General features: G+C 60.3%; 14 protein-coding genes. 10 read left to right on the top strand and 4 right to left on the bottom strand.

Translation table 11 applies throughout. The features are described 5' to 3' along the window. The 10 genes from DUPY_RS28275 to DUPY_RS02225 form a co-directional block, all read left to right on the top strand. Positions 1–1,106: phage tail tip fiber protein (locus tag DUPY_RS28275; RefSeq protein ID WP_208599984.1), on the top strand; the 1,106-nt coding region annotated here is incomplete at its 5' end. A gap of 1 nt (position 1,107) precedes the next feature. Then, positions 1,108–1,962, top strand: coding sequence for a hypothetical protein (locus tag DUPY_RS02265; protein WP_070246078.1), 855 nt, complete (start codon positions 1,108–1,110; stop codon positions 1,960–1,962). A 1-nt stretch (position 1,963) separates the two neighbouring features. Beyond that, positions 1,964–2,998, top strand: coding sequence for a tail fiber domain-containing protein (locus DUPY_RS02260; protein WP_070246077.1), 1,035 nt, complete (start codon positions 1,964–1,966; stop codon positions 2,996–2,998). 63 nt (positions 2,999–3,061) lie between these two features. Continuing rightward, entirely contained in the window at positions 3,062–3,382 is a 321-nt protein-coding gene (locus DUPY_RS02255) for a hypothetical protein (RefSeq protein WP_070246076.1), read from the top strand. Beyond that, positions 3,379–3,621, top strand: coding sequence for a DUF7940 domain-containing protein (locus DUPY_RS02250; protein WP_070246075.1), 243 nt, complete (start codon positions 3,379–3,381; stop codon positions 3,619–3,621). The genes DUPY_RS02255 and DUPY_RS02250 overlap by 4 nt, the downstream gene beginning before the upstream one ends. Further along, positions 3,605–4,087: a lysozyme gene (locus DUPY_RS02245; RefSeq protein WP_070246074.1), complete on the top strand. Its 483-nt coding sequence runs from the start codon at positions 3,605–3,607 to the stop codon at positions 4,085–4,087. The genes DUPY_RS02250 and DUPY_RS02245 overlap by 17 nt, the downstream gene beginning before the upstream one ends. Continuing rightward, the gene (locus DUPY_RS02240) at positions 4,084–4,479 is read left to right on the top strand and encodes a hypothetical protein (RefSeq protein ID WP_070246073.1); all 396 of its coding nucleotides are present in this window, start codon (positions 4,084–4,086) and stop codon (positions 4,477–4,479) included. The genes DUPY_RS02245 and DUPY_RS02240 overlap by 4 nt, the downstream gene beginning before the upstream one ends. Beyond that, the gene (locus tag DUPY_RS02235; protein ID WP_070246072.1) at positions 4,476–4,742 is read left to right on the top strand and encodes a hypothetical protein; all 267 of its coding nucleotides are present in this window, start codon (positions 4,476–4,478) and stop codon (positions 4,740–4,742) included. The genes DUPY_RS02240 and DUPY_RS02235 overlap by 4 nt, the downstream gene beginning before the upstream one ends. A 138-nt stretch (positions 4,743–4,880) precedes the next feature. Continuing rightward, positions 4,881–5,669, top strand: coding sequence for a DNA adenine methylase (locus DUPY_RS02230; RefSeq protein ID WP_070246071.1), 789 nt, complete (start codon positions 4,881–4,883; stop codon positions 5,667–5,669). A 1,646-nt stretch (positions 5,670–7,315) separates the two neighbouring features. Next, positions 7,316–8,521, top strand: a complete 1,206-nt coding sequence (locus DUPY_RS02225; RefSeq protein WP_070246070.1) for a tyrosine-type recombinase/integrase — start codon at positions 7,316–7,318, stop codon at positions 8,519–8,521. Positions 8,522–8,575: 54 nt separating this feature from the next. On the opposite strand, the gene DUPY_RS28600 is transcribed toward DUPY_RS02225, so the two are convergent. The 4 genes from DUPY_RS28600 to DUPY_RS28595 form a co-directional block, all read right to left on the bottom strand. After that, entirely contained in the window at positions 8,576–8,932 is a 357-nt protein-coding gene (locus tag DUPY_RS28600) for a helix-turn-helix transcriptional regulator (RefSeq protein WP_208599983.1), read from the bottom strand. Positions 8,933–9,081: 149 nt separating this feature from the next. Then, on the bottom strand, positions 9,082–9,363 hold the full coding sequence (locus tag DUPY_RS27700) for a hypothetical protein (protein ID WP_141749390.1): 282 nt from the start codon (positions 9,361–9,363) through the stop codon (positions 9,082–9,084). Positions 9,364–9,931: 568 nt separating this feature from the next. Continuing rightward, positions 9,932–10,105 carry a hypothetical protein gene (locus tag DUPY_RS28270; RefSeq protein ID WP_167359013.1) on the bottom strand — a complete coding sequence of 58 codons (174 nt, stop codon included), beginning with the start codon at positions 10,103–10,105 and terminating at the stop codon, positions 9,932–9,934. A 35-nt stretch (positions 10,106–10,140) separates the two neighbouring features. Beyond that, positions 10,141–10,381, bottom strand: a 241-nt coding sequence (locus tag DUPY_RS28595; RefSeq protein WP_208599982.1) for a hypothetical protein, incomplete at its 5' end; no start/stop codon positions are given.

The raw sequence follows: 10,381 nt of genomic DNA, 5'->3' as shown, positions 1-10,381 counted from the left end.
GGCGCATCGATTTCGGCGTGCGCGCCAGCGGCTTCTTCATCGCTGGGCCGGCGGGCAGCGGTGTGCCGTCAGCGATACCGTTCATCGTGCGCACCACGGAAACGGTAATCGGCGGCGTCACCATCCCCATCGGCGTCTACATCGCCGACGCATTCATTCAGAACGCGTCGATAACCAACGCCAAAATTGGCGGCGATATTTGGTCGAGCAACTGGGCGCCAGGCGTGGCCGGCTGGTATCTGCAACGCGGCGGTGATTTCTTCGGTAACAGCGTGCGCCTGCGCGGCAACATCGCCGGCGGTGCGTACAGCGGCTATGCCTGGCCGCCGAACAATGGCACCGGATACTACCTCGGCCCCGAGGGGCTGCTGCTGGGCAACCCCAGCACCGGGCGCTATATCCAGATTGCCAGCGATGGAACGCTGTACGCACCAGGCCTGTCGATCGAGAATGGCCGCGCGAGTTTTTCCGGCAACGTGAACACCGGCATGGGTGCTGGGTTCCGCATTGAGATGGGGCCAGACGATCCCGTCTATGCAATGTGGGCGGGATCCGGAGCCAAGACGGACACGAACGCAATTTTCTATTTAAAACGCTCGGGCGCTGGGTATTTCGGCGGCGCGCTGTCGGCAGGCATTTTGCGTACATCGGTGACGAACCCTACGCTGGATGCAAACAGCCAGGTTACCGACGGTCCATTCGGTACCAACGGCGGTCCGATCACCGTGGTGTGCAGCTATTGGTACAGCGAGGAGGCAGGGCGCGACGGTGGCACCTACAGCGCGTCTGGCCCAGAGAACTCGGCAACGATCCAACTTTATCGGACGATCCGCGACACTGCCGAGGAGCTCGTGCAGACCTTCAGCGTCACCGGCTCCACATACATCCAGAACAATGGCGTGTTCGACGAGCTGTCGTTCTACCAGCGCGTGATCGAGGGATCGATCACATACACGGATACGGTGGGCGGTAGCCAGGATCGTACGTTCCGCGCCGTGCTGGTGACCAGATCGCTGCGCACCATTACGTTCAACCCGATGCCGGGCGGGATCGGCCAGTCGATGTCGAACATGCGTCAATCGCTGAGCCTCATTTCCACGGAGTGACATGAACAATTTACGAATCCTTCACGACAATGCGGGTGACCGCGCAGTGCTGGCGGCAACGAGCCAGGCCGGCGCGCTGGGGCCGGCCAATCTGCAGCGCGATGAGCGGTCAGCTGTTTGGCGCACACAGGGCCGGTCGGTGCTGCTGGACGTCAACTGGGCGGCCCCCGAACTGCTGGCGTGCCTGGCCCTCGTCCGCACCAACCTCCGCAGCTGCGCGCGGGTGCGGGTGCGTGGCTGGTCGGTGCCGGGTGATGCATCGCCGGCTATCGACACTGGCTGGGTGCAGCCGTGCCGCGAGGCGCCGCTGGACACCTATCCGTTCGGCGTGCTCCCCCTGGGTTGGAATGCCCATCGCTGGGGTGGAGTGAACACCTGGGCGCGAGGCGGCGGCGCCGATGCTGCAGTCTGGTTCGATCCGGTGCATGTGCGGCGCCTGGTGGTCGAGATTTGGGCAGAGCAGAGCATCGAGCCGTACATCGAAATCTCGCGCCTGGTGATCGGCAATTACTGGTCGCCAGAATACAACGCGGAATATGGCGCCCAGTTGCAGATCCAGGACAGTAGCGAGAGCTACCGTACGGCAGCCGGTGAACAGAAAACGGCCGTCGGCACCATCAGCTCGCAGCTGAGCGTCAGCTTGGCCTACATCACACCCACAGACCGCGCGCGGCTGATGCGCATCGTGCGCGAGTGCGGCGCAGTGCGGCCACTGCTATTCAGCCTGTTCCCGGAAAATCCCGACCCGTTGATTGAGCAGGACCACACGCTGTACGGCCGCGCCACCAATCTCGACGCCATCAGCGCATCGAGTTTTGACATCTACTCCGCACCACTCCAAATCGAAGGGATCTAACATGGCATTTAAATTTTTCGCAGGCATGACCAATTTTGTTGAGGTGCTGAACCAGATGTGGGATGCGTTCGCGGTCGGCCCATTCAATGCGCTGCCGTTGATCGGTGGCGTGTTGACCGGCCCTCTGGCTTCTCCGCTCGTAACTGGCACTGGCGAAACAAATGCGTCATCGCGGCCACGCTCAGTGCTGGGATACCCGGGGGGGCAAGAGCCATCCATTAGCATGGCTCGCTGGACTGGGCAGGGAAGTAATGACTACGTGTGGACGTTCGTAAATAGCAATGGCACGCTCCGCTTGCAGTTTTCGAAAGTGGGCGCATTCGGCACAGCCGAGCAGGAATCTGCGTATATGCAGATTTTCAGTATCTCCCATACCGATACTGTGGACGGGGATGACATCACTACTACCTGCAATTTCCGAGGAAAGTATTTGATCCCTCGATTGGACAACCAGTATGACATAGGACTGCCATCACAGTCCTATCGCACCATCTACGCACGCACTGGCACCATCAACACGTCGGATGCCCGACTGAAATGCCAATTCCGCGACCTGACGCCAGCAGAGATCGCGGCGGCCTGTGATCTGGCCCGCGCCGTGCAGATCTACCGCTGGCGGGATGCTGTTGACGAGAAGTCGTCAGACGCCCGGGAACACATCGGCCCGACCGTGCAGCGCGCAATCGAGATCATGGCGGCTCACGGCCTCGACCCGTTCAACTACGGATTCGTCTGCTACGACGCGTGGGACCGGCAGGTAGTTGATCACCCGGCCGTCGAGGCGCGCGCGGCGGTGCCGCCTTCAGATGAGGTGGCGGCTGTCCTCGATGGCGCGGGCAATGTCGTAACCCCTGCGGTACCGGCCACGCCCGGCTGGCCAGCTGTCGAGGCGCGGGAGGCCTACACCGAGGTCGTGCGCGAGGCCGGTGATCGCTACGCGTTCCGCTATGCCGAGCTGTCCATGTTCATCGCCGCTGGCCAAGCTGCGCGCCAGGATGCGCTCGAGCAGCGCCTTGCTGCGCTCGAGGCGGCGTAGCAGATCCCCACTCCACCACAACCCGCTCCGGCGGGTTTTTTTACGTCCCATGAAAGGGGAAGCATGCCAGCAGATGAGGCAGTAGAAGACGCGCGCCACGCGGACAACCAGCATCGAATCAAAGCGCTGGAGGAAGAGTTGGCAGCGGCAGTAGCGACGATCAACCGCCTCGACGCGCGCGCGCAAGAGACGCTGGACGTGCTGGGCGCTATCAAAGGTCTGATCGACCAGCTGGATGTTCCGGCGCTGCGCGAGATGGCCGACGCGATGAACACGATGAAGGGCGGGATCCGGGTGCTGGGCTGGCTTGAACGGCCAGCCAAGTGGCTGACGGTAATGGCGGCGCTGGCCGCTTCAATTTATGGACTGTGGAAACTCAAATGAAAAAACTCGAACTGATCGAAGACTGGCGCGCCGTGCTCACCCGGGCATGGTCCATGAAATTCAGCATCCTCGCTGCCATCCTCGGTGGCCTGGAAGTGGGCGTGCAGTTAGTGCAGCCGGCTGGCATCCCGAACGGCGTGTTCGCCGGCATCGCTTCGGCGGTGTCGCTTTCGGCCGCCGTGGCACGCCTGGTCGCGCAGCGCGAACTGTCGGGAGGCGCCAATGGCAACAACGCCTAAACAACGCGCGGCCGCAGCTGCTGCGCTGGCCACCATCATCGCCATCCCTGCCGAGGGCATCCGGCAGTTCGCGTATTACGACCCGCCCGGGATCCTGACCGTGTGCTACGGCCACACCGGCGCCGACGTGGTGGCGAAGCGCAAATACTCGATGGACGAATGCCGCGCGCTGCTGACCGCCGACATGCAGAAAGCCGTCGCGCACGTCGAGCGCTGCGTGCCCGGCCTGCCGGTACCGGTGCTGGCCGCTTTCTCCGACGCCGTGTTTAACCTGGGCCCGGGCCTGGCCTGTAGCCGCACCACGTCCACGGCCGCGCGCATGCTGTACGCCGGCGACCTGGTCGGCGCGTGCAACCAGCTGCCGCGCTGGGACAAGGCGCGCGTGCTTGGCGCCATGGTGGCGCTGCCGGGGCTGACCAAGCGCCGCGCCGCCGAGCGCAGCCTGTGCCTGACGGGCGTGCCGTGAGCGCGCTCAGCCTTGCCGGCGGCGCAATAGTCTCCGGCATCTGGAAAGTGGCAACGGTGGTGCTGACCATCCTGCTGCTGGTGGTGACCACTGGCGCCGGCACCGGCTGGTGGCTGGCGGCGGCCGCGCGCGACAAGGCGCTGGCCAGGCTCGTAGCGGAGCAGGGCGTCAACGCCACCCTGCGCACCTCGCTCGGCGTCCAGAACGAGGCGGTCCAGTCCATGCATCGCGCTACTGTGGAGTCCGACGCACGCGGTCGTGCCGCCCAGGCGCTGGCCGCAGCCAAAGGCCGCCGATACGATGCCGCGCAGGCCAAGCTGGCCGGTGCGCACGCCACCACCTGCGATGAGGCCATGCCGTTCGTCGATCAGCTGCTTAAGGACGTCAAATGAAACTCGTGATCTTCTTGGGCGCCGTGCTGCTGGCTGGCTGCGGCACCGCGCCGCCGGCGCCGCAGACCGTCTACGTGCCGGTGCACACGCCTTGCGTGAAGAATGAGCCGGTGGCGCCGGTGTACAAGTTCGACAAGTTGCCGCTCGATGCGCCGGCCGGTGCCAAAGTTCTGGCCCTGGCGCGGGACTGGTTGGCAGGGCGGAAATACGAGGGTGAGTTGGAGGCAGCGCTAGCTGGCTGCGTTCAGGACACCCCGCAGTAAAAACAGAGCGCCTGGTCAGATTGCGCTAACAACCTGGCCAGGCCTCAATTCACTGACAGTACCAGTAAACCGAGCAAGGCTCTGCTACCTCCGGAGGCGGCGCGAGTCTAGCACAAAATAATGTAAAAAGGTTTACACATGGCAATGCCAATCATTCCCTGGATCGGCGGCAAGCGTCGTCTTGCTGACCGCATCATTCCCCAGTTCCCTGCGCACAAGTGCTATGTCGAGGTGTTCGCCGGCGGTGCGGCGCTGTATTTCATGCGTCCGCCTGCCGAGGTAGAAGTGATCAACGACGTCAACGGCGAGCTGGTCAACTTGTACCGGGTGGTGAAGAATCACCTCGAGGAATTTGTACGGCAGTTCAAATACGCGCTGTCGAGCCGGGACGTGTTCAAGTGGTTGCAGCAGACACCACCGCATACGCTCACCGACATCCAGCGTGCTGCGCGGTTTTTCTACCTCCAGCAGCAGGCGTTTGGTGGCAAGGTAGAAGGGCAGACTTGGGGCACTGCTACAACGGCGCCACCGGTCAATCTGCTGCGCATTGAGGAGAACCTGTCGGCTGCGCACCTGCGGCTTACTGGCGCCTATATCGAGAACCTGGACTGGTACGAGTGCATGGAGCGTTACGACCGGCCGCATACGCTGTTCTACCTTGATCCGCCGTATTGGGAGACTGCTGGCTACGGCGTGGACTTCCAGTTCGAGCAGTACGAGAAGATGGCGGAATTGATGTCCCGGCTGAAGGGTAAGGCGATTCTGAGCCTAAACGATCATCCGGACATCCGTCGGGTATTTGCGCGGTTCCAGATGGACAGCACGGGCATCAACTACATCGTGGGTGGCGGCGGGAAGGGTGTCGAGCGCAACGAGCTTATTATCTACAGTTGGGATCGGGCTGCTGAGCCAGCAGGCCTTTTCTAAGGCTAAGCAAAACGGCCTGATATACTGTGTTTATGCACAGTACATTATCAGGCCCCGTAACCCCTCCACGTAGCCCTGGCGCGCCAGGTCAGCTCGTCATCGTTGAGCGTTTGCGCGAGCAGGGTGTCAAGAAGCGATCGGCGCCAGAACACGGCTACTTGGTGCTCGAGCAGCTCGTGATCACCCCCGAAATCACGCATCGGCCGGCATGTAGTTCCGCGACCTTGTATCGCTCGCAAGATCGACTGATGGGAAGCTCTCTACCTTTATTTGATCCGCAGATCATCAAGTGGGATTCGGACGGGGTAATACTGCAGGGGTGGGAGAGCAGCGAAAATGGCGCTCAATACAGGCAAGCGTGGCTTGTCACCTTCCCTGTGCAGACGTCTGCATAATGACAAAGTGATGCCAGCATACCAGTTGGAACCCGCATCTTTGCTCAAATTACGCGGGGTTCGGCTCCCGCCTTCTCACTATAGCGTGCAAAATTCTCAAAAAACGGGGCGTATCTTTGTATTTCCATTGGCAAAAATATAGTGAATCATGTGAATCGTTAGTACCCGCTAACCCCGGACTGCGCATGGTGAAAGGCGTTTGATAAAGTCAATCGAAAAATTGCCTTAAGCACAAAAAATTACCCTTGTGGTCGATAGGGAGGACTACTACAATTAGCTCAAGTCAGGAGGAAAGGTACTAGATGTAGTACTGGAAGCTCTGAGGAGGTGGAGGTCCCCGGTGGTCAAGACCGGGGCCTCACAATTTGAACCCGCCGCTAGCCGCGGAACAAACCCAGCAATGTTGAGCTGGAAGGCAGGGATCTGATAGGAAAGCAAACATAAAGCCTTAACGGCAAAAGGAAGCAAACCATCCTCGAATGGTGCAGAACCGCTCGAGGACTCCATTTTAATCTGTTGAACCGATAGCGCCAATCTAATTCTAGCGATCGGGGAAGCTTAGGCAAGTGAGTCAATTATGAGTACAGGTATTAAACCCGGCCAAACTCCAGGCCGCCAAGGTGGCATTTTCCAAGAGCAAGGTCCTCGCGGCGGCATGCGTGATAACTTTGCTGCAATCCCTGACAATCACCGTGCGCCTCCTACGAGCAAGCCCGGTAGTGTTTGGGTGCCAACGAACGTAACCCCCGATAGCACACGGGGCAAGCGCTAATAGGATGAGGAGGGCGGGAGCCCTCCTTCGCTTCGGCCAACTGCGGAGTTCACGCAAATTGCGGACGTACGGACAATGGCAGCTTAAAGCCAGCGTAGGGCTGGAAACCCGCATGTTTGCTCAAATTCCGTGGGTTCGATTCCCGCCGTCTCCACCACTTATTCGTTTCAAGCAGGCTCAGCAAGACCTAAAAAACCCGCCCCGTGCGGGTTTTTCTCTATGGGGGCCAGTCCAGCTTGGTTCAAAGGCGTCCGGTGACAGCCAGTGGGTAACTGGGGGAGGTTTACGGGTAACTGAGGGTATGCGTTTTGAGTTACCCACACCCCAGTTACCCGCACCCCGGTTACCCGCATCCAGAACGGCCTGTCCCGCATCAAACCCGGCTGTAATGACGTGGCCTGAGCATGAGAGCGTTCAAACCGCTCCCGGAACTATTCGGCTAAAGCCTGTATCTAAGCTATCCCACGCGGAGATACGACATGGCCCTTACCGAGACGAAAATCAAAATCGCCAAGCCTGAAGCCAAGCCCTACAAGCTGCCCGATGAGCGCGGACTTCATCTGCTGGTGACGCCGCAGGGCGGCAAGTGGTGGCGCTTCCGGTACCGTTTTGATGGGAAAGAAAAATTATTGTCCTTGGGGACTTACCCTGATATTGGATTGAAGGACGCCAGGGAAAGGCGTGACCAGGCGCGTAAGCTGGTGGCGCAAGCGATTGATCCGAGTGCGCAGCGCCAGGCCCAGAAAGCCGCCAAGCCGGAGAATGCGGCCGATAGCTTCGAGGTGGTGGCGCGTGAATGGCACGCCAAGTTTTCGCCGACCTGGGCCGAGAACCATGGTGGGCGCATTTTGAGCCGACTTGAGCGCGACATTTTTCCCTGGATCGGCAGCAAGTCGATGTCGGATATTACCGCGCCCGATCTGCTGTCTGCCGTTCGCCGCATCGAGCAGCGCGGCGCGCTTGAAACGGCCCACAGGGCGCTTGCCAACTGCGGGCAGGTGTTCCGCTATGCCGTGGCCACCGGACGCGCCCAGCGCGATCCTACGGGCGGTTTGCGCGGTGCTTTAGCACCGGTGAGGGCCGAGCATTTTGCATCCGTCACCGACCCGGCCAAGGTGGGCGCGCTGCTCAAGACCTTTGACCGTTACGAGGGTTCCATGATCGTCTCGTGCGCGCTGCGCCTTGCGCCGCTGGTGTTCGTGCGTCCTGGCGAACTACGCAAGGCCAAGTGGGCCGACATCGACCTGGAGGCGGCCGAGTGGCGGTTTCTTGTGACGAAGACGAAGACCCAGCACATCGTGCCGCTGTCCACGCAAGCGATGGCGATCTTGCGGGAGGTGCATGCCCGGACCGGTGACAGCACCTATGTTTTCCCCAGCGCCAGAACGAACGATCGCCCGATGAGCGACAACGCAATTCTGGCGGCGATGCGCCGGATGGGAATCGAGAAAGACGAGATGAGCGGCCACGGCTTCCGCGCTATGGCGCGCACCATTCTTGACGAAGTGCTGGGCGCCCGACCGGACCTGATCGAGCACCAGCTGGCCCACGCGGTGAAAGACCCCAACGGCCGAGCCTACAACCGCACTGCGCACCTGCCCGAGCGCAGGAAAATGATGCAGCAGTGGTCCGATTACCTCGACAGTTTGAAAGCGAAGAGCGACCCGCCAAGCGCTCAGTTGTAGACATCGTACAGTTCGAAAAGCAAGATCAGCCATGGCGCTGCCAGCGTCGCGCAGTTATGCGTGTGGACGACTGGCGCGTATCCGCTGCGCCACCCAGCCTTCGACTTCGTGCTTTATCCACGCCCGCGCCCGCCCGCCAATGGCGACCGGCGCCGGAAAGCGTCCCTCCTGGATCAGGTGGTAAATGCTGCTGCGCGACAGACCGCAGATCGCCTTTACCTCCGGCATACGCACCAGCCGCAGGCTACCCTGGCGGCTAATTGCTCGCCGTTCTGCGGCAGGCGCTGCTACGCCAGAAATCCTGGCCTCGCTGAGAACTGGGCGCCGTGGTGCTGCCTGCTTGTCTTCGACCACCGGCGGCGCCAATCCCGCCCGCAGCGCGGTTATGGATTGCAAAGTTCGGTTGCTCATCATTGTCTCCCAAGCAGAGCGCGGTTGCCGCGCGATCGATATGTCGAAACGAATGCTTGAAGTATGAGCCTGCCTGCACAGCGTGCCTACCGAAAAGCGAAGCAAATGCCGATTAGATCAAAGCGGGCAGGGCGCTGGTGTTCCGGGCTTTAGCCGCTGAAAGATTGCTCGACTTTTTTAGCGGCTAAATTTCCCCTGTCGCCGAGCTTGGTGCCGATGTGGCGCCGACTATCCTTGACACGAGAGGTCACGTCGGTGACCGTGACGCGCACCGCCAAGATGGCTCCGCCGGCCGTATCGTCTGTGTGCGGAGAGCTGACTCTACAGCGCCCATCGCTCCGCGTGGTAATAGTAATAATAGGAATAATATTATTCTTATTATTACTACCGGACTTTTTTGATTCCTTTTTGCAACGCAACAGGGCTGACATCGGCAGGCTCGCACGTACCCTCCCTCCGAACCTCTGCTGAGTGGTCCAAGGCCGTTGGTGATGCGGACGGGGTCAAGGCGCCGGCGTTACACCGAGGACACCGGTGATGGCGTGACCTCCATGGTCGGCGACAGTGCTGCTATGCCTGCTTGCCCCCAGAGGCACCTACGGTGTTTCCGCCGCTAGCAAAGACGTTCCTGGCCGACGACGCACGCGAAATGGTGCGCCCTTGCTGAGCAATGCTCGGCGCGGCGATGGCCGCGTTCATCGTCGAGTTGCCGGCACCCGCAGAGAGCACACGTATCTCAGGTCGGTGGCTACCCGAGCACATCCTCTTTGGCGTAAGAGAAAGGTATTGCATCGGTGGCGGTAGCCACCTGGCCTCGCAGAGCAGGATTCCGTTGAGCACGAAGTGCGAATAAGGAGTTGTGATGGAGGAATACACGCTTGCGTGTAGGCCTACATCACCTATCCTGCCCGGCTCTTCGCACCGATTAATTCACGAAAGAGTCCGGTAGCCTGATCGGTTTGAGCACGGTTTGGGCAGGGTTTGGCCAAGACTGAATTGTCACGACCATCGGCTGGCATTTTGGAAACCTTCCAGCGATTCGGATTTGCCCCCATAACTTGGTCGCTCGGCCAGCAGCACGTTTGTGCGGCCGCGCTGGACATTCGCGTCGATCCGCAGGATGCGCTCAACAAGATCGTTGAAAGCATTTGTGAGAATTTGTGATTTTTTCACGTGGAAAATCTGATATCGTTGACTGTTTGCAGGCATCAGCAGACAAATTGGGGGAGCCCAGTATGAATAGAAATCGTTATATTCTCTTGAATGGGGCGGCGGTAGGCGTTTCTGCTGTAATGCATCGACGTGGCGTGAGATTGCAATTGACCGATGCCTGAACAATGGTGGGTGCTGGAACTATGCGGACTCAAAATGTGAAAGCAGCGATAGGCCGCTAACGGCCAGGAGCCGACGGTCACGAATAATACAAAATTGGATGGATGAACAAAGAAT

Source organism: Duganella phyllosphaerae (assembly GCF_001758785.1).
In the GTDB taxonomy this organism is placed as follows: domain Bacteria; phylum Pseudomonadota; class Gammaproteobacteria; order Burkholderiales; family Burkholderiaceae_D; genus Rugamonas; species Rugamonas phyllosphaerae.
This window is presented reverse-complemented; position numbering and strand designations above follow the sequence as displayed.

Bases quoted from the DNA above. Each gene is read 5' to 3' on its own strand.
- DUPY_RS28600 (WP_208599983.1), bottom strand. From the start codon at position 8,932: ATGAGCAACCGAACTTTGCAATCCATAACCGCGCTGCGGGCGGGATTG.
- DUPY_RS02225 (WP_070246070.1), top strand. From the start codon at position 7,316: ATGGCCCTTACCGAGACGAAAATCAAAATCGCCAAGCCTGAAGCCAAG.
- DUPY_RS02230 (WP_070246071.1), top strand. From the start codon at position 4,881: ATGGCAATGCCAATCATTCCCTGGATCGGCGGCAAGCGTCGTCTTGCT.
- DUPY_RS02235 (WP_070246072.1), top strand. From the start codon at position 4,476: ATGAAACTCGTGATCTTCTTGGGCGCCGTGCTGCTGGCTGGCTGCGGC.
- DUPY_RS02245 (WP_070246074.1), top strand. From the start codon at position 3,605: ATGGCAACAACGCCTAAACAACGCGCGGCCGCAGCTGCTGCGCTGGCC.
- DUPY_RS02250 (WP_070246075.1), top strand. From the start codon at position 3,379: ATGAAAAAACTCGAACTGATCGAAGACTGGCGCGCCGTGCTCACCCGG.
- DUPY_RS27700 (WP_141749390.1), bottom strand. From the start codon at position 9,363: ATGTCAGCCCTGTTGCGTTGCAAAAAGGAATCAAAAAAGTCCGGTAGT.
- DUPY_RS02265 (WP_070246078.1), top strand. From the start codon at position 1,108: ATGAACAATTTACGAATCCTTCACGACAATGCGGGTGACCGCGCAGTG.
- DUPY_RS02255 (WP_070246076.1), top strand. From the start codon at position 3,062: ATGCCAGCAGATGAGGCAGTAGAAGACGCGCGCCACGCGGACAACCAG.
- DUPY_RS02260 (WP_070246077.1), top strand. From the start codon at position 1,964: ATGGCATTTAAATTTTTCGCAGGCATGACCAATTTTGTTGAGGTGCTG.